The sequence below is a fragment of the Candidatus Margulisiibacteriota bacterium genome (assembly GCA_003242895.1).
Classification (GTDB): domain Bacteria; phylum Margulisbacteria; class Riflemargulisbacteria; order GWF2-39-127; family GWF2-39-127; genus GWF2-39-127.
On the sequence record QKMY01000062.1, the window covers coordinates 1 to 22,024 of the forward strand.

The 22,024-nt window shown below is 39.0% G+C and carries 18 protein-coding genes; 4 read left to right on the forward strand and 14 right to left on the reverse strand.

Features of this window, described 5'->3' with window-relative positions; genetic code table 11:
- Positions 1–184: 184 nt before the first annotated feature.
- Positions 185–2,209, forward strand: a complete 2,025-nt coding sequence (gene nadE, locus DKM50_11735) for an NAD(+) synthase (protein ID PZM78226.1) — start codon at positions 185–187, stop codon at positions 2,207–2,209.
- On the opposite strand, the gene DKM50_11740 is transcribed toward nadE, so the two are convergent.
- The 6 genes from DKM50_11740 to DKM50_11765 all read right to left on the reverse strand — a co-directional run bounded on the left by DKM50_11740 (position 2,196) and on the right by DKM50_11765 (position 9,688).
- Positions 2,196–3,737 (reverse strand): hypothetical protein, encoded by a 1,542-nt coding sequence (locus DKM50_11740; GenBank protein ID PZM78227.1) that lies wholly within the window; start codon positions 3,735–3,737, stop codon positions 2,196–2,198. The two genes, nadE and DKM50_11740, sit on opposite strands and share 14 nt — an antisense overlap.
- Positions 3,730–4,422: a bacillithiol biosynthesis deacetylase BshB1 gene (gene bshB1 / locus DKM50_11745; GenBank protein ID PZM78228.1), complete on the reverse strand. Its 693-nt coding sequence runs from the start codon at positions 4,420–4,422 to the stop codon at positions 3,730–3,732. Before bshB1 ends, DKM50_11740 begins: the two co-directional genes overlap by 8 nt.
- Entirely contained in the window at positions 4,413–5,138 is a 726-nt protein-coding gene (locus tag DKM50_11750; GenBank protein ID PZM78229.1) for a glycosyltransferase family 2 protein, read from the reverse strand. Before DKM50_11750 ends, bshB1 begins: the two co-directional genes overlap by 10 nt.
- Before the next feature lie 25 nt (positions 5,139–5,163).
- A complete protein-coding gene (locus DKM50_11755; protein ID PZM78230.1) occupies positions 5,164–6,021 on the reverse strand; it encodes a hypothetical protein in 858 nt (285 codons plus the stop codon).
- Positions 6,022–6,109: 88 nt separating this feature from the next.
- Positions 6,110–8,428, reverse strand: a complete 2,319-nt coding sequence (locus tag DKM50_11760) for a hypothetical protein (protein PZM78231.1) — start codon at positions 8,426–8,428, stop codon at positions 6,110–6,112.
- Positions 8,429–8,818: 390 nt separating this feature from the next.
- Entirely contained in the window at positions 8,819–9,688 is an 870-nt protein-coding gene (locus DKM50_11765; protein PZM78232.1) for a radical SAM protein, read from the reverse strand.
- 495 nt (positions 9,689–10,183) lie between these two features.
- On the opposite strand from DKM50_11765, the gene DKM50_11770 reads away from it, so the two are divergent.
- On the forward strand, positions 10,184–11,140 hold the full coding sequence (locus DKM50_11770; protein PZM78233.1) for a phosphodiester glycosidase family protein: 957 nt from the start codon (positions 10,184–10,186) through the stop codon (positions 11,138–11,140).
- 155 nt (positions 11,141–11,295) lie between these two features.
- Here the strand turns inward: DKM50_11770 and DKM50_11775 are convergent, their stop codons facing one another.
- The 8 genes from DKM50_11775 to DKM50_11810 form a co-directional block, all read right to left on the reverse strand.
- The gene (locus DKM50_11775; protein PZM78234.1) at positions 11,296–12,438 is read right to left on the reverse strand and encodes a hypothetical protein; all 1,143 of its coding nucleotides are present in this window, start codon (positions 12,436–12,438) and stop codon (positions 11,296–11,298) included.
- The gene (locus DKM50_11780) at positions 12,435–13,121 is read right to left on the reverse strand and encodes an ABC transporter ATP-binding protein (GenBank protein ID PZM78235.1); all 687 of its coding nucleotides are present in this window, start codon (positions 13,119–13,121) and stop codon (positions 12,435–12,437) included. Before DKM50_11780 ends, DKM50_11775 begins: the two co-directional genes overlap by 4 nt.
- 60 nt (positions 13,122–13,181) lie before the next feature.
- A complete protein-coding gene (locus DKM50_11785; protein ID PZM78236.1) occupies positions 13,182–14,417 on the reverse strand; it encodes a hypothetical protein in 1,236 nt (411 codons plus the stop codon).
- An 85-nt stretch (positions 14,418–14,502) separates the two neighbouring features.
- Positions 14,503–15,720, reverse strand: a complete 1,218-nt coding sequence (locus DKM50_11790) for a hypothetical protein (GenBank protein ID PZM78237.1) — start codon at positions 15,718–15,720, stop codon at positions 14,503–14,505.
- Positions 15,721–15,786: 66 nt separating this feature from the next.
- Complete coding sequence (locus tag DKM50_11795) at positions 15,787–16,443, reverse strand: outer membrane lipoprotein-sorting protein (protein ID PZM78295.1); 657 nt, start codon at positions 16,441–16,443, stop codon at positions 15,787–15,789.
- A 202-nt stretch (positions 16,444–16,645) separates the two neighbouring features.
- Entirely contained in the window at positions 16,646–17,155 is a 510-nt protein-coding gene (locus tag DKM50_11800) for a hypothetical protein (GenBank protein PZM78238.1), read from the reverse strand.
- Positions 17,156–17,228: 73 nt separating this feature from the next.
- Entirely contained in the window at positions 17,229–17,567 is a 339-nt protein-coding gene (locus DKM50_11805; GenBank protein PZM78239.1) for a hypothetical protein, read from the reverse strand.
- Positions 17,554–18,081 carry a hypothetical protein gene (locus DKM50_11810; GenBank protein ID PZM78240.1) on the reverse strand — a complete coding sequence of 176 codons (528 nt, stop codon included), beginning with the start codon at positions 18,079–18,081 and terminating at the stop codon, positions 17,554–17,556. The genes DKM50_11805 and DKM50_11810 overlap by 14 nt, the downstream gene beginning before the upstream one ends.
- 380 nt (positions 18,082–18,461) lie before the next feature.
- Here DKM50_11810 and DKM50_11815 point away from each other — a divergent pair, with 380 nt between their 5' ends.
- Entirely contained in the window at positions 18,462–19,013 is a 552-nt protein-coding gene (locus DKM50_11815) for a hypothetical protein (protein ID PZM78241.1), read from the forward strand.
- A 492-nt stretch (positions 19,014–19,505) separates the two neighbouring features.
- Positions 19,506–21,638, forward strand: a complete 2,133-nt coding sequence (locus DKM50_11820) for a hypothetical protein (protein ID PZM78242.1) — start codon at positions 19,506–19,508, stop codon at positions 21,636–21,638.
- The last annotated feature ends 386 nt before the right edge of the window (positions 21,639–22,024 follow it).

The following is a 22,024-nucleotide window of genomic DNA, read 5'->3' on the forward strand; positions in this document are numbered from 1 at the left end:
ATTTTCTCACCAATTAGGTGATCCTTGTTTGACTCTATTTTTCAATATCACTACAATGTTTTTTTGAGTTGATATAGTTCTCTGTTTAGGAGTTGGGGTGTGCTGATTAAAATTGATGCCCTTGCGTCTAAAATATGATATTATTCCTAGTAAAATATCCAAATAAAACTAAAGAAAAACTATAATGAGCATTGTCACTGATTGTCAAAATATGAAGATCGCTCTCGGGCAAATAAAAATTATTCCTAATAATGCAGAAAAAAATATCACGAGAATACTCGAGATGGTCAGACAAGCAAAAGAACAAGAAGTCGACCTCATTGTTTTCCCCGAGATGGCAATAGGCGGATACATGCTTGGAGATGACTGGCTCAGGGACGATGTATGCGCGGACTTGATGAAATATAATGAGTTAATTCGCAAGGAAAGCGAGAGTGGGATCGCAATAGCTTTCGGCAATATTTTTCTTGATGATAAAATAAATGAAAGAATCGGCGATCCTGACGGATATCATCCGGATGAGGATGGAAGAGCAAGAAGATATAATGCAGTCTACGTTTATCAAAACGGCAACCCGGTTCCCCGGCAAAACGAACCGCTCACCCAAAACACCCGGAAACCTATACTGCCACCGGGAATCACGATCAAAACGCTCCTCCCTAATTACCGGTTTTTTGATGACAAACGTTACTTCCATAGCTTACTCGGAGTTGCCCAGGATTCTGGGACTGCTGTCGAGTCACTCATTCAACCATTTTTAATCAGTTTCAATGGCAACAAAATACCGATAGGGTTTATTCTCTGTGAAGATATGTGGTGTCGGGAATACAGAAAAAACAACCAAACTATTAATCCGACAAAAATACTCATCGAAAACGGCGCGCGGGCAATCTTCAACCTATCCTCCTCACCATGGACCTTCGGGAAAAATAATGCGCGGGACAAAAGAGTAAAGCACCTTCAGGATAGTCTTAATAATCATAAAGTTCCTTTTTTCTATGTTAACTGCACTGGGGCACAGAATAATGGGAAAAACATCATAACCTTCGATGGTGGAACAACAATCTATAACCAGCAAGGAGATCCTGTCATTTTAAGCAGAGCGCCTTACCAGGAAGAGCTTTTCGTGACAGCCATTCAAGACATTCAGAAAAAAACAGCGGTTACAAGGACCGAGAAACCGAAAATCGCTCAAAAGTTCGATGCCCTTATCGAAGGATTCAGGCACATAAAAGACAATATGGGGGCAAAAAGTGATCCGACTACTATTATCGGTTTAAGTGGTGGCATTGATAGTGCGGTTTCAGCTGCATTAGCTGTTATCGCCTTTGGCAAAGATAAAGTTATGGCTGTAAATATGCCAACAAAATATAATTCTTCAGAGACCAAAACTGCAGCAGCCCATACAGCCAAAAAGCTCGGCATTAATTATCAGGTCATCCCAATCGATGAGTTGGTTAACTTAAAAATAAAAATGCTCAACAAAACAGATCTGGACAGAACCGGCAAAATGTTATCAACGTTAAATGAAGAAAATATGCAATCCAAAATAAGAAATCAGATACTTTCTGATCTCTCAGCCAAATATGACGGGATATACACCTGTAACGGAAACAAAGTCGAAATCTCAACCGGCTACTATACTCTTGACGGCGACGGACGAGGCGCGATAGCTCCCTTGGGAGACCTGCTCAAGACAGAAGTATTTGAACTTGCATTACACATTAATCAACTGTTAGGAAAAGAAGTTATTCCTGAGAAGCTGATCCCCGACCAATACGGCCAATTTGGCAGTGATAAAATACAACCTTCAGCCGAGCTGAAACACACACAGATAGACCCCTTTAAATGGGTTTATCACGATGCAATCATTGAAAAGCTTACATTCTATTTCGCCAAAAATGCGGAAGATTTTTTAGAGTGGTATATAGCTGGATCTCTTGCCAAAAACCTTGGAATTGACCCGAAAGTTATTTCAGTTTACGAAGTGGACAAACCGGATAATTTTATCAAAGACCTGGACTGGCTAATGAAGCTTATTCATAATAATCGCTATAAACGAGTACAGTCCGTACCAATTATTGTTACAAGTACCACAGCCTGGGGCTACGACAGAAGAGAAAGCCTGACGCCATTTACCCCAACACAACGGTATGAAGCTTTACGAATAAAGATACTTAAGGAAAATATACATTTTATTGAAAAATAAAATAGGGAAACTTCCTAAAAAAATAGGTATCGATTGAGCTTTCCTCAATACTTTGTTCATAAGCCTGCTGTTTTTCGGTAAAGCTCTTATCAATAATTGATTTCATTTCGTTATCAACCGCATGAATCCCTTTCGCAAGCCCGGCACGCTCTTTTTTTGTTAATGTCCCCAATTGGAGCGTAGAAATATACCCTTTCTTTTTAGAAAGCAAAGCACGCAATTTCTCATCATTTTCCATACCAAAAACTCCTGAATCCAAATAACGCTCGGTATGATAATAGTACTCCCTCAACCTATGCAAAAATGCTTTCTTCTCTTCACACATATCGACTTCTTTGCGAAAAATGTAGCAATCAGCGCTGGCTTTCACAAACAGGGGCGGAGTAATATCAAAATACCTTCGTGAAAAACAATCTGTGAACTTATCATATTCTGCCCCGCCTAGTCCATGAATAAAAAGATCACTGCAAAACATTCGTAACAATAGCGTCGTAACAACAGCACGTGGAGCTATGAAATAATGTTCGGGGATAGCCTGGGCATAATACTGCGCGTTATCAACCTGCGCGATGAGCTCGTCACCGGAATAAAGATTAATCAATTGACCAAGCTTTCTTATATACAGCGGTTTTCGTTGTTTGCTTTTTTTATTAACGGCCCAGAACGGCAATTCAAACAGATCCTGAGAATAGCAAAGGTTTGGAAAGGGATTAATACAGTTTCCGATATGATGTTCTCTCCGGTATTTCTCCAAACATGAGTTAAATAAAGGAACAAATTTTTCTGCATCTTCTATTATATGTGAAAAAAATAATTGGCATTCGGGAAACTTGAGTATCGAAGATAAAGGGATGTCGTAGTAGTGAGGAGCTCCTTCACAATATCTCCGGACCAGCGTGTTCGCCTCTGGAACAGCTACGCCGGCTAACGAGGTAATAACAGCTTCGATTTCTTGAAGCCGGCTTCTTTCCCGAACAAGCCCCAATTCAGCAAGAGATCCGTTTATTGCAGAAAACACCTTGATAAGCGTGTCTCTATCAAAGAGATGCTGGAACATAAGCAGCCTTCCAGGATGAGTCGCAATTGAACTCTCTTCTACCGTCAGATGAGTATTCGATCGAAAAGGGTAACCGAATTTACCGCCATCACCTGCATCGGTATCAATAATAACATTAATGCCGTAAGCTTGCCGTGCTTTGCTATATTGTTCCAAAATCGTATTCTTATAGAGGATACCGCAATGATAAATCACTGGCTGGTGTCCGGTCATTATTATGGGAACCGTATCAATACCGCCGGTTATATCTTTTTCAGATAAAATATCCTTATCATCAACATCCCGGACTAAGGTACTAAGATGCCTGGTATAGTCATAAGCTGTTGTTATTAACTTTTGACGCAACGATTGTTTCTGGCTAGCGGTTAAGATGGACACAAACCCGGACATTGCTTCCCGGTTAGTTATTACCAACTGGTCCCAGGTACCTATATCAGGATCACAGACTGTACGAAAACAGTTATCATGCATCAAAAAGGCTCCTGGCGGAAGAAAGCGCAATATTCTCCTGACAAACAAACGGCTCTCCATATTTCCTGCCGATCTGACGTCCCCAATAACCGTTTTCCTGACGGACATGATCAGCGACTGCAAGGTTTCTCTGGTTACTGACAAACTGAGATTCATATGAGGCCAGCACTTCTATCTTTTTATCAATATAATCTGAAATATCAAAAACAAAAGAGGGTTGCATTTTAATTCGCAGATGAGAAGAAAAGAAATAAAAAAGTTTTCCCGGATAATGCGGGGTAAACGGCATCTCCGTTTTAACAAATTTGGCATAGAACCGGGAAGCTTGCGCGAGCCTGGAAGCCTGAATATGATCTGGATGACCATCTTCCCAATACGGTGCAAAAATGATTTTTGGTTTATATTCTCTCATGACCGTAGCCAACTTTTTCCGATTCTCTACAGTATCCATAATTTCACGATTAACCATATCTAAGGTAACCCGTTTCTCTACATGCATCATTTGTGCAGCTTTTGCAGCCTCTTTCATTCTGATATCATGGGTTCCAGCCGGCGTCGGTTCGCCGTCGGAGAGATCAACAAGGATTACGTTATACCCAGCGGCATTGAGTGCCAGGATTGTTCCTCCCATCCCAATCTCAATGTCATCAGGATGAGCTCCCATTACCATCACATCTATTTCCACTTTGCAACCTCCTCATGAATCACTTGTTTGTAATACTGTAATCTGCTGCCTGCGTCATCGAGTAGTTCACCAAAAGACCTGTTAAGGTGAATATATATTCTTGCTACCGGTATTTCTTTGACTGTCAGTCCGGAATTATACGCTTGGATCCAAAATTGTAAAGGGAATCCATATCCTGTTTCCGTAAGAATAAGCCGTCTTAATGAATCTACGTTATAAGCCTTGAACCCGCAAAAAGCATCGGTAAGAGCATATGAACCAATCCGGAAAAGCAGTTCGGTCACAGTTTTATTAATAATATACCTATCTTCGGGGGGGGCATCATTAGTATCATACTCTGCCAGATACCGGCTACCGGAAACAATATCATATCCATCAAGCTGCTCAAAAAAATCCGGAATAAGCTTAGGTTCATGTTGCCAGTCACAATCTATAGTCACAAGGCTATCATATCCCTTTTCGGTAGCAAATTGGAATCCGTCAATCAATGACTGGCCATATCCCCGGTTTGTTGTATGGGAAATGACAAATAAGTCAGCAATAGGACACATCCGGACTAATTCCCGTGACCGATCCGTCGAACCATCATCAATAACAAGGATATCTCCATGATAATATCTTCTAATCTCTTGCAAAACAGAAAGGATTGTTTCCTCTTCGTTAAAAACAGGCAATACAACCAATCTATTCTCTTCTTTATTAAAAAAAGCTGACATTTTACGATCACCTAATACTATCTTTCTATTTCTGGCAGAAACCACAATAAAAAGTCGAACGATTATTCTGCCTTACTATGATTATTTCGCGTCCGCATTTTAGGCACTTTTGCGCTTGCCGTCCATAAACATTCAGTTTCGACTGAAAACTGCCTTTATCGCCGGAAACATCCCGGTAATCAGAAAAGGTCGTCCCCCTCGCCTTCACAGCGCGAGCCAAAACATCAGGAATCATACAAAAAAGATCTTCTATGTTTTTTGAAGAAAGTGTATTTATTGTCCGAAGGGGCGAAACACCTGTTTCAAAAAGAATTTCGGAAGCATAAATATTACCTATCCCCGCAATAAAATGCTGATCCAGCAAAAAAGATTTTATATTACGTTTTTTGGCCTTTGCCAAAAGCTGTGTAAACTTAGAAAACGAGTAATCTTTACCTAGAGGATCTACCCCCAGCTCCGCGATATAGGGAATTGTATTCAATTGATCATCTTTCTTCACATAGACAACACTGAATTTTCTTACATCGGAGTAAGCAAGAATCCCAGAATTTTTCATGATAAAGACAATATGAGTGTGCCGAGTCAGTTGATCAAGCGCTGCTTCGTTTCCGGCTTTATTATCTTTATCAATAAAAAAATAGAATTTCCCGGTCATTTTCAAATGCACAAGAAGGTGGTAATTATCACTCAGGACAATATCAATCATTTTGCCTAGGCGTTTCACATTGACAATCGTTTTATTGGTAAGCAGCCGCACGAAGTCACTGTCAGAAATATCGCGCAACACAAAGGGATCCGCTACGGTTACTTTGAGAAAAGTGTCTCCCTTTATTAAAGATGCAAGGTCATTTGTAATAGTTTCGACTTCAGGCAATTCCGGCATAATATGGTATTATACCAGTTTCACGGATTGAAATGAAGCTATCTGAAAAAATCCCAGAATTTCCGGGGCTCATCCAACTCAGATTTCTTTATATAATTTTAAAATGAGGGATATCAACCTGATACTCCCCTGTTTCAGCTGCGCTGGTAATACCGATTTCAAATTGTAATTTATTTACTTTTCCAATATCCTCATAGGTTATTTTAGGTTGACCATTCATATCCCAGCCATTTTTCACTTTTTTAAAATCACTTATAGGAACAACTGCTTTAGGATTTACTCCCTTTGCCAGATTAATATCGTAACCATATTCAATTTCGTTAATTTTGATCCTTAGTTGCAACCGGCAAGCATCTTTATTATTCGTAATAGCATCAAAATATATTTTATTATTAATCGAAGGCAACTTCAGGTCGAATCCGTTACCACCCAGATAATACCCAGAGACAACTCTGCCTTCCATCTTAATAAAGCTATCATTGACGGTAAAGCTGAATTCGTTTTTAGGATTACCTTTCCAGCCGCGATCAATCCACTTTACTGTCCGAGAGTCCAAATTGGCACTCCCAGTTGAATTATTAGTGACGGATGACGTGGACGGCGTATCCTTTTTTTTTGACTCAGTTATCGACTTAGGTTTGGCTATCGGCGAATTATCAGTAGTTGCGAAAACTGCTTGTGACAAGTCAAGCTCGCTATGGGAACTCGTTGTTAACAAGCTTAACAGAATAAGCGTCTGCTCATAATAATTAGAAAACCCGATAGCATTATTTTTAAGAGCAGCAAAAAGCCGTTGTATTTCGCCTTTATTGTCTACAGCCGCAGCCAGCGGCAAATACATTGCCGCATCAAGGCCTACTTTTGTATATCGGACATTAGCCCCTTTCGCTAAAACTTTTTTAGCGAAATTAATTACGTCGGTATTATCAATTTTATTACTCATTATATAATCAGCTATACGCCAAGGACTGCGAATACCATCGTATTCCTGCTTTGAATTGTTAATAGGCTTTGCCTCAACAGTTGATTCATTTGTTACATTAAATTCGATATTAGCAGGGAATTCACCAGTATCAGCAAAAGCTTCTTGATAAAGTTTCAAACTGTCATTGGCAGCTTTTGTCCAGTAATTCGCATAGTCTTCTCCCATCTTACTCTTCTTTGCAAAACCGGCAATATCAAGACAGGTAGCCGGACTAAGATAATCCGTAAAATGAAAAGCATCCCAATCTTCTGAAGGCCGCTGGACGCGAACACCCTGTTCATCCCGGAACAATGCTGCATTGCCAAAAGTAGCGCTATCAATTAACTCTTTGGCATAAGCTCCGTATCCCTTATCAACCCAAACATTAGCATCAACTAGTTTTTGTGCATTAATAAGCGAGCGGATCAGATCCATATCAGCATCTGAAGCAGAATTAGCTGTTTTTCCATACTCATCCGTATCTAATACAATTTTTCCTGATTCAAGCTTAACTTTCCACGCCGGGAATACACCAGTATTCCCAGACTCAACAGCCAGTACTGCCATATATTTGGTACCTTCGAGAAGCTTATCAAAATTTTCCTGATATTTCCTTGCCTGATTAGGATCTACCTCGGCCATCTTTGCGTTAATAAGCTGCCAATAAGATTGTCCTTCAGAAACTATCTTCCCTGATTGGCTGGGATCTTGAATAAATCCTTTGCCGTCAACTATAATTAAATATTGATTTTTATCGATCAACTGATCATATCTATCTGCAAAAAACCTAGAATCAGAGTTATTCTTGACAGGCTCAGGATCATCAGGGAGGATAGCGGATAAATCGTACAAGTCCCCGAGAGTTATTTGGCTATTATTAAAAATTAACCAGCCATCGCCACGTCGCAAGTTTTTGAGGTATTCGTAGTTGTCGCCTTCAACCAACGAATCGATAAATTTGTCAGCGTCCTCACCTAGTTTTCCTTTAGCCGACCGCAATTCTTCTTTAGATATTTCATCGTATCCGGAAAAAATCATTCCTTTTTTATGGTTTTCTTTATTCTTAAAATATTCTATTATTATTTCTAATGCAGCTTTACTTGGTAAAGCTTCTTTCACCTGGCTGAAACTGTCGAGATCTTTCATCGAAACTTGATCATCCTGTAGAAATAAGCTCTCTTTATAAAAATTCTTTACTATTTTATAGTTATTATTATCAAGCATTTTTTTTAAAAACGCTTCGGCGCCTTTATTATTACCAGGATTGTTTTCATCAAGTTTTCCCGCTGCCGCTATCGCGTTAGCTGCCGCCAACTCACCTTTTTCTCCCCCGGAAACATGCTTCGTATCAAGATTGCCTTTCTCCTCAGCCAAGTGATTATCCGGTTTTTTAAAATAATCAATTATTATAGAAATCGGATTTTTTGAAATAATATTCGCCACTGGACTTCCTCCCTCGTTATAGCAAGCTACTTGCAGCCTGCTTTGTGCAATTTCTTAGCGTCTATGTACGTCAACGGTACGCCACAAGAATTTATCGTATAATACTTCCCCGAATTCCCAGCCCACATACCCATAGATACTGTTTCATAAACTTATAATATTATATATATTTACAAAAGCATAATTTATATAACCAATATAATCAGATATTAGGATAATGTCTAGCAATGATAACCATAAAACGACTAACTTCCTTCTCGTTTTTACCAAAAAAGCAATCTATCGTTATAGGAACTGGCCTGCGCTTGTATGATAGTGCAGCTATAATTTTTCAAAACAATAATTATCATGGATAATAGGGAATAGTTGCAAAAAGAAAAACTGCCGATACTATAAACCTCTAAAAAACTCAGGTTTTAACCTTGTCACGCCATCAATTGCGGCTTTGATAGCGGCGAGGAGCTTTTCTTTATCTTGTGGGAACCGGCCTTCCAGAGGCACATAATTCGAGGCGTGATTACAACGGAAAATAGTCTGTTCCAGTTCAAGCAGTTCAACCATCCCGTAGGTCTCTTCCAGCAACTCTTTTGAGTTTAACAGTTCAAAATAGCCTTTTTTCGCCTGATCAAACAATCTGGTCCCTGGAACCAGCATAAGTGACAAGAAGTTCAAATATCGTGGCTGCATTTTGTTGACTGCCTTTGCGGTGTCAATAACATGCTGTCGAGAATAGCGTTTCCCTCCCAAGCCAAGGAGGACAATCACTGATGATTTGATGTGAGCTTGTGCTGCCCGGTTCACGGCTGTAATCATTTCTGCTACCGTTGATCGTTTATTACACATACTCAAGATCTCTTGATTCCCGCTCTCAAGACCAATATAGATCAGGCGCAATTTATGGTCATAGAGGGTTTGGAGTTCTTCATCTGTTCGGGAGCTGATATTGTAGCCGTTTGCGTAGCTTGAAATACGAGTAAGTTTAGGGAATGCCGCCCGCACTGCACTAAGAATCGGGAGTAATTTACTGTTATTAACGACCAATGCGTCACCATCCAGGAGAAAAACTTTTCGTATATCAGGATCATACCCGGATTCTCGACAAATATCGTCCATTATTTCGTTCATCGGCTTGACTGTAAATGGTTTATTGCGATAGGCGCCGCAAAACGAGCATGAATTGGCGGAACAGGACGTAGTCACTTGCAGCAAAAAACTATTAGCTTCCGCCGGTGGTCTGATTACCGGCTCGATTATCGGCATGTTGTCTCATTCACCTATGGTTAATTTTTGTAATATAAGTCTATACGTTACGTACCAAATAAGCAAGCAAGAAGGTAGTCCCTTGCATTAAAAGCATTCAATCTTAGTATGTAATTTTCTATACTTATAAACATCCCATCAAAGCAGTTATCGATGAAGCGCTCAAAGCTAAAGAGGAGGGAAAAGAACAAGTGATTCTCTTCTGCGCTTCAGGCCACGGACATTTTGATTTACCGGCCTACGCCGACTATCTCGCAAGGAACCTTGTTGACCATGAACATCCGGAACAGGCAATACAGAACGCACTAAACAAACTCCCAAACGTATAAACCATTAGCTATGAGGTGGCTACACGCCACCTCATATTTCTATTTAAGAGAATAGCTCAAAAACTATTTACAATTCCAAAATTAATTTTTCGGGTAAAATGAAACATGTGTTATAATATATGCAATTTTTTAGCTTTCAAACCTATTTGTTTTTGGGATTTATTGTATGATTTCTAAGTTCATTAAAATTCTCGCGATTTTCATATCATCATTAACAGTCCTTCTTCTCTTTTTTGCTGCTTTTGCAATTAACAGCGATATGGATTTTTTTAGAGAGCTCAGGGAGCTCTATGTAGAGACCGCTATGACAACCTTGAACCATCAATACCTGGCAACCATGTTCATAGACAAAACCGAAATCGACAGGATCAGGCAAAAAAATATTATAGTACCAATTGAAAAGACAGATGCCTCGAACATTAGCTTTGATTCGGAAACGAAAATGGATATAGAGCTTATAGATATCACAGAAAAAACTTACAAAGGAAAGCTCTTGATAATCCATGACCCTTCAAGGATAAAGTTGGCAGTTTCAAAAAACATTTTAAAAACCGGCGAAAAACTAAGCAATCTGATAGCTAGCGAAAACGCAATTGGAGGAATAAATGCCAGTGGATTCAGAGACCCGCAAGGGCGGGGGAAAGGCGGTCTGCCTATCGGAATTGTCATCAAGGACGGACAGGTAGTATTCAAAAGCCGGGCCTCAAGTTTTGATATTATAGGGTTCAATTATGACAACATCCTGGTATTGGGAAGATACAAAAGAGATGAGATAGCCAATCTTAATTTAAGAGACGCGGTGTCCTTTTCACCCTTCCTGATCGTGAATGGGCAAGAACAGATCAAGCCTGGCAACGGAGCTTACGGGCTACAACCCCGGACAGCCATCGGGCAAACTAAAAACGGTAGCGTACTCTTCCTCGTAATTGACGGAAGGCAAGTATCTAGCCTTGGGGCAACGCTAAGGACCGTACAGGATATTCTCCTGAAACACGGAGCTTATAATGCAGCTAATCTGGATGGCGGCTCATCGACGGTCATGTATTATGAGGGACATATGATGAATACCCCCTGCAGTAAATATGGAGAAAGATTTTTACCAACAGCCTTCATTATTAAATAATACCCTTTTTTCTTAACAAGATTGATGACCCGTAAAAACAAACAAACTCCCCACAGGCAACTTATTAATATACAGCAAAAAGTCTGAATAGGCTGCACCGGGGATCGCTTATCAGCATCGAATATTGTTCGCGAACTTGCCTCAATATAAGATAATTAAAAAGAAAACTGCAAAGAAGAAAAGTAGAAACCGGAATATTGGCCGAACTCAGTAGTTCTGTCCCCGATAGACACGGTTCCTCCGGCTTGCAAATCCCAGTTAGCTGCCAGATTATTAAGAATGTTTGCATTAACAAACATACTATTATCAACCAGACTTGTCAGCAGACTAAAAGATATTCCCATTAAAGGAGTTATTTGTTTACTGATCGAGGTTCCAAGGTAATATCGTGCAAGCGGTTGCCAGAGGCCCACCGTGCTCGATCTCACCCTGGCAGGGAGCACTGGCTGGACAATACCACCAACTACCCTCTTTCGATCAGATTCTCCTCCGCTATGGTAAATATATTCAACCAGCCCATACCAGCCTTCACCGAAAGAGCGATCGTAATTGATAATTAAATCAACATTCGGGTCCGTCAAATATATCAGGGATTCAATCCTCATCACCCCATCATAAAGATTAATCGCACTATCCCCGCCAATAATTGCGCTGCTGGCATTCTTGCCCACCATAAAAGCGACATCAATAGCCTTTACATTCGCCTGGTATTTCAAGGCATATCTGTTTAATTTCCAATCCCGGTCCAAAGACCCGATGATCTGAAAAAAAGAAAATTCATTATTATAACCAAGAAAATTAATACCTTGAAATCCCGCACGCTCATTTTCGATAGACAAAGGGTTTGCCGGGTTAAAATAATCCGTAGGACTATAAAAGGTTCCCCGTCCCAAGGCTACCCGCTGATGCCCGAGAGTAACAACATAAGGATCGTTGGCTACCATAGCAGAAAACCGATGGAACACCAGCCGGTCAAAAACAAGGCTACTGTCCACTACCGTTATAGCATTATTAACAGGAGCAGCTAACCGGGTTTTCTTAAAGGCATCGAATTCCTTTTTCCTCAGAAATGGCCCGATCACAGCTTCATTATCGACAATAACTTCAGCTGAAAGATATGGATTAATACTTTCTTTAATATCAAATCGTTGCCGATTAAGAGCAATATAATAACTTTTTGCTCTAGGGTTAGGGAACAGGGAAAAAATCGTTTTATTGTACCCTCCCAGAGCCAGAGCTTCAGAGGACAGCGGGATGAACAGGAAAACAACCAACCAAACCAAGCAAAATACTTTCAAGACTTAACCTCATCTTTCACGATTATGCCATCTTTAAGCATGATTATTCTCCGGGCATAATCCATAACCATAGGATCATGCGTAGAAAAAATAAATGTAATATTTTTCTTCCGGTTCATATTCCTCATCAGTTCTAGTAATTGCCTTCCCGTCACTGAATCAAGATTAGCTGTAGGCTCATCTGCAAGAACAAGCTTCGGCTCTGAGACGATAGCTCTGGCAATAGCAACCCGTTGCTGCTGTCCGCCACTCATATCAGCAGGTCTGCGGTCACTGAAATCGCCGATACCGACTTCCTCTAATATTTGCTGTGCCCTTTGCCTTCTAACGCTTCCGCTTATTCCCTGAAGCAGCATCACATACTCCACATTCTCAAGTGCAGTAAGCACAGGGATCAAGTTATATGACTGGAAAACAAATCCGACATGCATCAATCGAAAACGAGCTAAAAATTTCTCTTTCAACCCTGACAAGTTTATATTATCGAGAAAGACGCTTCCGCCAGTCGGGGTATCGAGTCCTCCGATAAGGTTAAGAAGTGTCGTTTTCCCTGATCCTGACGGTCCTACGAGGGCTGCGAACTCCCCTTGATGAACAGTAACGGAAACATTCTTAAGCGCTGTTGTCGGAACATGGGTCTCAGTATATATTTTGGTAAGCTCGGCAACCTCTACTAGCGCCATATATCTTTCCCCTTTCATAAATCAATCAACCTCTTCATTTACCTGTATATCCGTTACAACTCATATAAACCGCATAGCTTCTGCCGGTTTTAAGCGAGAAGCTCTCCAAGCAGGATAAACCGCAGACAGAATACACGTCACCATTGTTACAACCACAGGAACAAAAAAGTCCAGAACACCCAATTTCGGGTAGATTTTTACCGGCAGCCCGAACTCCTTCAGCCCACCGGAGAATACAGACAGGTCAATCCCGCTATACATAAGCACCCGTATCGTCAAATAAGCAATGGCAATCCCGGATATAAGGCTAAAGATTCCAATAAAAGCTGCTTCCGTAATAATAAGAAAAAAAATAAACCCTTCACTTGTACCAATTGATTTCAATATTCCATATTCTCGTATCCGTTCGTAGACTACGGCAAAAAAGATATTTAAAATCGCCATAGCTACCGCCAGAAAAATAATAATATAATAAATCCACATAGAAGCTGCGAATATCTCCTGATAGCGAACAAGTATCGGGAACCTCTCCTTCCAATCATAGACCCTGACCAGCTCGGTTTTGGGGACTAGCTCAGCTATCTTGCGTTTCGTCGTTGAGAGTTGAGCTTCATCATGAAGAACAATAGCTACTTCGGTTATCGTACGTGTTTGCAATAATTCTTGTAACGGTTTAAGGAGAACAAAAGCGTTGCCCTGATCGAATTCAGGCATATCAGTAGAATAAATGCCGCCGATACGGTAAGCCGAACCAACAATATCGCCATTTGCTCCCTGAGCCATGAAAACAACTTTATCCCCTAGTGTAACACCTAGTTTTTCTGCTAATTTTTGACTTAACAATATTTTATTCTGATCTTTTTCCTGTAAATATTGCCCCGACTGAATATAATTCGAAACAATTGTAACCTGCTTTTCCCGGCCAGGATCAATCCCGGAAAGAACAATCCCGGCAGAGGAAACGGTGGAAGATACCAATCCCTGCACCTGGAGTCTCATGGACACAGCTTTTACATTCCCTAACTGCCTAATTTTATTAACTACCCCATAGATGCTATCAGGCAAATGAAATTCTAATAATTTCTGAGTAAGAAACTTGTTATGCTGAATGGATATCTGCCCCACATCGAGAAAAATCGCGTTCTCGACCATCTGCTCAATAATTCCTCTACTGAGAGAAAAAATAACAATGAGTCCCCATAATCCGATAGTTATTGTGGAAATTACAATAAGGGTTCGCACTTTCCTGCGCCAGAGATTACGCAAAGCAATTGTAAGGAGCACTATCATTTTCATTCACCTATCCGGGTTTACTTCCCAGTCCTGCTTTCGAAAAAAGGACAAAAGAACAAGAGTCCCCCCTGCAATGCAGCAATTACTTTTAAGCAAATCTTAACGCCTTAACAATCGATAATCTACTTACCCGATACGCCGGTATAATTCCTGCTATGAGCGACACTATCAGAATGAATCCGGAAGAAAGGACAATATTAATCATGGTCAATTTGGTGGTAATATATGGACTTAGTCCATATTCTTCAAAAGCTTCTTCCAATCCGGAAATATGTATGGGAAAGACCGAAAAATACCAGGACAGGGCTACACCCAGAACAACTCCGCCCACCATACCGAGAATGCCAAGCAATCCCGATTCGAGGATAATCATAAGCCGTATTTGAGCTGGAGAAGTACCAACAGCCCTAAGAATTCCGATCTCCCTCGTTCGCTCCAGAGTACTCATCAGGATTTCGTTCAGCAGACTTCCGGCAACAATAATTAAAAGGATAGCCAGAAAAAGATACCCTCCGGCGTTATCTATATTGATTGCCTGGATCAAACTCTTCAGGAGTTCCCGCCAGGTCATAACTTCCAGTTTATTGTTATGAATCCTGTTTATCACTTCGTTTTTTACAGTTTCAACGTTATCAGGAGAACCAAGCTTCACAACAATCTCGTGAACACCTTCAATCGCCAGAAGCTTCTGAGCTGCAACAAGGGGCATATAAACCTGAAAAGCATCCAGTTCCGGGATACCAGTCCGGTATATTCCCTTAACAATTGATTTTGCAGCGCTAACCGAGCCATAATAATCCTGAGTCAGTATTATTAATTCCCTTCCCAGAGTTAATCCCAGGTTCCTGGCCAACTGCTCGCCAATCACAACAGAATTAGTATCTCCGTCCGACAAATAGCTTCCGGAAATAATTCTGCGAGGAATTATAATAAATTCTTTATCCGGCTGAATTCCGATTATCTGCCCTCCCGTAGAGCTCCTGCCCGAAGAGAGCAATGCAAAAGCAACCGCTCGTTGAGTTATACTCCTAATTGCATCGATATACTTAATTTGATCTGTGAGCTGGCTTGGATTGTTAATGAGTTTATCCACCGCAGGATCTTCATAATGGCCAAAAGCACGTATCTGGATATGTCCGGTGCCAAGATTAATAGTAGAATCGATCATCTGCTGATGAGAAGAATCCTGGATAGCTACCATCAGTATTATCATTCCCAACCCAAAAACTATCGCGAGAATGTTGAGCAGTGACCGCCTGCGATGTCGCCATATATTTCGCCATACTAACTTCAAAAGCAGCCGCATATAAGAAACCTCTGTTTTCTCATCGCTAATTGTTGCTAACCAATAAGGACCGATAATGCTATCTCTTTATTTGAGGGATTTAAGCGAAAACAATTCCGGGGGAAGAGGTATATCAACCTCAATTTTTGAAATCTCCATAATAGTCATTTCATTTTTACCCGTAGCCTTCATCGTCCATTTTCTTGGAAAATACCGGGAATCAATCTTCTTAATATTTTCGAAAACAAGCGTATTAACCAATGAACCCCGTTCATCGTAGAATTCCTCTTGTAATGGGACAAAAGTATCTTTCGCTATCCACGCTATTATTTTGCTCCAGACGACAGGAGCATTTGGTTTTGGGATAAGTTGTATTCGATATGAGTCGTATCCGGCAATTTTTTCTTCCCCCAGGAGCTCCTGTGAATAGTCACGTTCCAAATTACTTTCCCTTACCAGATCATCGTTGGTAAAATTACTTCCCATCCACGATTGCATCATCATCGAGGGAGGTATCCTGATAGTTCTCTCTATACTCGGAAGATAGTTCCAGAGTTCTTTGTTAATCCGGAGATAGACTATTCCTTTATCTTTGGGAGGAGCCAGTATTTTTATCAGCGATCGGGTTGTCCCCTGATTCCAGTATTCCATACTGATGGTCCTGGTCCATTCAGGTTTTCTGATAGTCATCGTCATCACCGCATGGCTGCTCTTCCCGCGCCAGTTAGCTTCAACTTTGCCCATTATTTCTTTTGCGCTAAGTGCGAAAGCTTGATGACCAAATAATGTCAAAGAAGCCAGCAAAACAAACAATGTTTTTTGCACATAACACCTTCCTTATATTTACCCGCATTCTTCCCTATTTTCCGATAATAATCAAGGGACAAAAAAAGAGGATTGAAAATTCAATCCTCCTTCCTGGCATATAATCTAATATCTACTATTCCTATTTCCTATGTAGCATCTTTCGATCCTTCTTATTTCCTTCCCGGAACTGCTTATCATAAACATTTCCACCAAGAAAATTCGAAAAAATCCTCAAATCGCGAAGTTTCTCGCGTTGTTCCGTGTTAAGCACTGTTAGGACTTCGAATAATTTATCAACTCTCAATTCTTTCATCTGGATTTCGTTCTTTCCAGTTTCTCTTACAATCTCTTTAATTCTGGCTGCATTTGTATTTTTGTCCAGAAAAGCTTCTCGCATATTTATACGCTGTTCCTTTATCTTCATCTGTAGAGGGAGAGTCTCTTTCTCATACTTAATGCTAATCTTATCAATCTCAGCTAACTGATCTTTGGTAAGTTTTAATTCCGATGTCAAATGCTTGAACGGTCGATAATTCTGTTCGTCACCTGCTCTTTTTTTTCCTTGGCCTCCATCGTTCATTCCCCAAAAACTATATGACGCCGTCTGAAAAGCTACCAACACGAATATAACCACTAACATTTTTTTCATTTCTTATCCTCCTGATTATTTACATCCCAACCTTAGCGCGCTTTACCGGTCTCAATTAATTAAACAGCCAAAATTACTCAATAGTTCCATCCAGAAAACTGGAATAAAAGTCCTGCTGCTCAGTTTGATTTTCATCATTATCAATTACAGCCACAGAAGCCATAAAAGTATCAATCTTTGAGGAATTACCCGTATAGTCAGTTTTGTTAGTCGCTCCACTATAGAAAAACACTCCGAAAGCAAGAAACAGCATGGACATCGATGCCAGCAAAGGTTTTTGAAAAAAAAATGCTAATGGACGCTTCTGCTGTTCAACACGCTCCATAATCGACTCATATTGCTGCACATAGTCGACAGGATAGTGAGTTTCTTTCATTTTAAGAAGCGCCTTATCAATATTAATCTCGTCCATTGCAGATCCCTTCCTTCTTCAGATATTCCCTTATCTTTATTTTTGACCGGTTCAACATCGATTTAACTGTCCCGATATTCACATTCATAATTTCCGATATCTCTTCGTACGGCAAGCCTTCAATTTCTCGAAGGACTATCACAGCTCGTTGGTTCGCATTAAGCGGTTTTAATAGATAATCAACAGATTCTTCTTTCCCTCTCATCGTTGTTTCATTCGATGGCTGCTGATCCCGAAAAAACAATCTCTCATTAAACCCGATGACATCTTTTATCATCTGTACCCGTTTTTGCTTTTTAAAAAAATTAATGGACGTCGTTATAGCTATCTTATAAAGCCAGGTTTTTAAATAGTTCTGCCCATTTTCTTTATAAGCCGGGAGATACCGGTGAATTTTTACAAATATTTCTTGAAAAGCTTCTTCTCTATCCCACTTATTCTGAAAATATTTACTCGTAATATTCCAGATAAACTCTTTATGTTCACTATATATTTCGTTAAAATGTTTTTCCATTATACTCAATCATATGCACTTGCAAATTTTGTATCTCTATTCTAATCCGCCCTGTCCAAATAGCCAATACCGTAAACGTTCCACCAAGGTCCATGGCTTATTCATTTAAACAGTTAATAAAATTAAAAAGTTCCCATACTTTTCAGCTAAGAAACTAAAATAGGCGGGTTTACACCACGTATAACTCCGGGAAGTATCTGCACCCCTGAACGTGAATTTTGAAAAAATTGAAATAGTATTCTAGTATTGATATAATTGTAAAATACGTAAAAAACCACGTAGATATAAGTATTTTACTTTAGTTACTGGAGGTGATTTAGACTTAAAGGTTATACGGTTATTAGGTTAAACTAATAAATTCATTAAAAGGAGCATTTAAAATGAAAAAACCTAGCTTGATTATTTCAATGTTATTTACGATATCTATGATGTTTGTTGTATCTTTACCTATAATTGGTAATGCTGCTGAAGTAATAAGTCCTGAACTTGTTAAGAAGAAAGTTAATGAAGCTGTTAAATTACTGGAGAAAAAGGGCCCGGCTGCTTATGCTGAGCTAAGAGACCTAAAAGGGAAATTTATTTTTGCCCAGGGAGAGGGTTATATTTGGGTTCAGTCATTTGAGGGTAAAATGGTTATGCATCCGTTAAAACCTGCACTAGAAGGCAAAGAACTTTTTGATATGAGAGATCCTGCTGGCAATGTTATATTTAAGGATTTTTATGAAATGGTAAATAAAAATGGCGAAGGCTGGGTCCCATATACTTGGCCAAAAAATGGGGAAAAAGCTGGCTCACCTAAAATCTCCTATTGTAAAATGGTCACTATGGATGGAGAAAAATTTTTAGTAGCTTCAGGTTTATACGATGTATCTCCGGCTCAAATAAGAAAGAAATTTCCTAAAGATAAAGTAATGGTCAGAAATAAAAAATAAAATACGAGTACAGATATTTTTAATGGGCACTAAAAGCACTTGAGGAAATAGAAAAGCTCCCCCCAATTTTTATAAAAGTGATTACTAACAATAGTCCTCTAATAAAAAATTGGGGGAGCTCTAAATTCACTAAGTGATCTGGGGATTTCCAATAAAAAGAAAGCAAAAATTAATAATGAATAAACGAATTGTTAATAAAGTTAGCTTGAATGGTTTAAATCTTGATTCTATTGAAACTATTAGAACTTAAGCATTGAAATGGCGACGGAAGAAAGCTCAAAAAAATTATATTATAATCAATTTATTTTTTCATGTTAGATAACATATTTAATTATATTAGAGGTTATATTTTAGAATTGAGAAAAAAAAACGGCGGAACCCATTGAAGGTATTTGCAACTGGAAAATTTCTTATTTGATAATGATATTTTTTTGATATGCTTATACCTATCATGTTATTATAGCATTTCTATTAATAAAAAAGGGGAATTAAATGATTAACGATCTTAGCTTGAAGAATAAAGTAATGGGTGGTTTTGTTTCCATAGCATTAATATCTGTATTTATAAGCGTTGTGTTTTTGATAGGTACAAGTCAGTCTAATTTTCTTGTTAATACTTTTTTTAAACAGGACATGCCTATTGTTAATAGTCTTTGGAATATGAATTTAATACAAGCTAAAACGATGGAGGACATAAGCGCACTGCTTAATCCGATGAAGTCTATTGACTCACGAAAGCAAATAGACATAAACATATTAAATAATTTAACCCTTTTAAATAAAGAAATAAAATCAATAGAACAATTTAATGTAATGAAAGCACATAATGAGTGGAATGCTTTTATTTTAGCGCAGAAAAATTGGAGTGAAAGTATTAAATCCTTGCTTGAAATTGAGCAAGAATATGAAAATTTGAATATTGAAAATCCATACCAGCAGGAAATTGATGTCCTTGTAATTGGCGTTGATCAGGGAACTCAAGCTGTTGATGCTGAAAAAGCCATCAAATTGTTAAAGAAAATGGATCAACTGGTAAAAAGTCAAATTGACAAAAATAATGAAGATTTTTATAAGTCATTGCAGATTATTGTACAAAGTAATATTGAGAACGTAAAAAAATCTTCAAATAAAGTCATTCAAATGAATTCGATAGGAATGCTGGTAGCTTGTGTCGCAATATTTATTGCCATTTTATTTGCTGTTATTATAGCGCTTTACTTGTCTAAAGAAATGCGTAAACCTATAATATTAACAAATAATGTTTTAGTTGAAATTGCTAATGGTAATTTCGTTGTCGAGATAAATAATGGTGTTGGTGAGAATGCTGGCGCTTTAAGGAAAATGACTGAGAAATTAAGAGAAACAATTCGTCACGTACTTAATTCAACTACTGAAGTGCGTCAGGAATTTAAAAAACTGCAAATAGTGTCAAAAGACTCGATGAGTTCTGTTTCTCAAATTACTGTTGCAATAACGGATGTAGCGGCAGGATCATGTAAACAACTTAATGCTGTGAATAAAATCAAGAAGGAGCTAGATATCATAAAGCAAGAACTTCTGTTGGTATCTGGCGGAGCACAACGTCAGGTTGCAACAACTAAAACAACGGCAGAAACCATTAGTCAAAACGACATAGAAATAAGTAATATTGCGAAGGTAACAAGACAACAATCTGTTGACATTGAAAACACAAAAAAAATAATCAATCAAATGAATAACGCAATTAATCAGGTTGCGGAGGATACATCGCATGTTGCTGCAAATTCCAACCAAACGGCTTCTGTTGCAAAAGAAGGTGAAATAATTGTATCTAATACTATTATTGCGATTGATAAAATTAAAGAAACAGTATTGCTAGCTGCGGAAAAAATTACTGAATTAGGGAAAAGTTCAGCACAGATTGAAAGCATCATAGAAGTTATTGATGATATAGCAGGGCAGACTAATTTATTAGCTTTAAATGCTGCAATCGAAGCTGCGCGTGCCGGTGAACATGGTAGAGGATTCTCAGTTGTTGCTGATGAAGTTCGTAAGCTTGCGGAAAGGTCAGGGAAAGCGACGAAAGAAATAGCCACTTTGATCAAACAAATACAGCGGGATACAAATACCGCAGTTGAGTCAATGGCAAATGGGACCACAGAAGTGCAAACAGGTGCTAACCTGGGCCATCAGGCAAATATAGCACTTAAGAAAATCATAGATGCTGTAAAGAATACCGTTATTCAGATCCAGAATATTTCTGCTGCTACTGAAGAAATGACGGCATCAAGCGAACAAGTTGTAAGTACTATGAATAATCTTACCCACAACATCGAAATTAATAATAACTCGATGCAGGCTTTGACAAGTCGGTCAAAAGATGTTGTTAATGCGATATCTAATATACAATCAATTTCCGAAGATAATTTTCAAGCAACTGAAAGTATCAAGCAGCGATTTACTGATACGGCAGTTAATATTAATGAAATTGCAAAAATTTCTGAAGATAACTCAGCTTCAACTGAAGAGGTTTCTGGTTCAGCAGAAGAAGTCCTGGCAACAATTGAAACATTTTCAGGGAAAATTAGTGATCTAGAGCTTACAACCAGGACATTGGAAGATAAAGTCAGTGTTTTTACTATTTAGCAGCAATTGATAACTTCAGATGCCAGTTTCGCACCCCATCCAGCAAATGACTTACTTAGAGTTAGATTTAAGGAAGTCATTTGCTAACGGAACATTTCCTAACAACTCATGCGGTCTTTCGTTATTATATATATTGATCCAGTGTTATGTTCTTTCTCTCACCGCCGATAATCTTTTAAACACATACACAAGTAGCTCTTCGCCTATTATACTCTCTGATTTGTCCAAGTTGACGTTTCCGTTAACCAAATCATACAGCCTGGGTTAAGCCAACAACTACCAAGCCGGCACAATCACATTTACCTAATATAACAATACTATGAATTAAATTATTTTTTGATATAATCAATACTGGCATCATAGCTTATGCCAAAATAGTAAATGCA

Coding starts and splice junctions, on each gene's coding strand:
- DKM50_11815 (PZM78241.1), top strand. CDS start 18,462: ATGAAAAAACCTAGCTTGATTATTTCAATGTTATTTACGATATCTATG.
- DKM50_11810 (PZM78240.1), bottom strand. CDS start 18,081: ATGGAAAAACATTTTAACGAAATATATAGTGAACATAAAGAGTTTATC.
- DKM50_11740 (PZM78227.1), bottom strand. CDS start 3,737: ATGCATGATAACTGTTTTCGTACAGTCTGTGATCCTGATATAGGTACC.
- nadE (PZM78226.1), top strand. CDS start 185: ATGAGCATTGTCACTGATTGTCAAAATATGAAGATCGCTCTCGGGCAA.
- DKM50_11755 (PZM78230.1), bottom strand. CDS start 6,021: ATGCCGGAATTGCCTGAAGTCGAAACTATTACAAATGACCTTGCATCT.
- DKM50_11750 (PZM78229.1), bottom strand. CDS start 5,138: ATGTCAGCTTTTTTTAATAAAGAAGAGAATAGATTGGTTGTATTGCCT.
- DKM50_11770 (PZM78233.1), top strand. CDS start 10,184: ATGATTTCTAAGTTCATTAAAATTCTCGCGATTTTCATATCATCATTA.
- DKM50_11780 (PZM78235.1), bottom strand. CDS start 13,121: ATGGCGCTAGTAGAGGTTGCCGAGCTTACCAAAATATATACTGAGACC.
- DKM50_11800 (PZM78238.1), bottom strand. CDS start 17,155: ATGAAAAAAATGTTAGTGGTTATATTCGTGTTGGTAGCTTTTCAGACG.
- DKM50_11805 (PZM78239.1), bottom strand. CDS start 17,567: ATGGACGAGATTAATATTGATAAGGCGCTTCTTAAAATGAAAGAAACT.
- DKM50_11795 (PZM78295.1), bottom strand. CDS start 16,443: ATGGGCAAAGTTGAAGCTAACTGGCGCGGGAAGAGCAGCCATGCGGTG.
- DKM50_11785 (PZM78236.1), bottom strand. CDS start 14,417: ATGAAAATGATAGTGCTCCTTACAATTGCTTTGCGTAATCTCTGGCGC.
- DKM50_11765 (PZM78232.1), bottom strand. CDS start 9,688: ATGCCGATAATCGAGCCGGTAATCAGACCACCGGCGGAAGCTAATAGT.
- DKM50_11790 (PZM78237.1), bottom strand. CDS start 15,720: ATGCGGCTGCTTTTGAAGTTAGTATGGCGAAATATATGGCGACATCGC.
- DKM50_11820 (PZM78242.1), top strand. CDS start 19,506: ATGATTAACGATCTTAGCTTGAAGAATAAAGTAATGGGTGGTTTTGTT.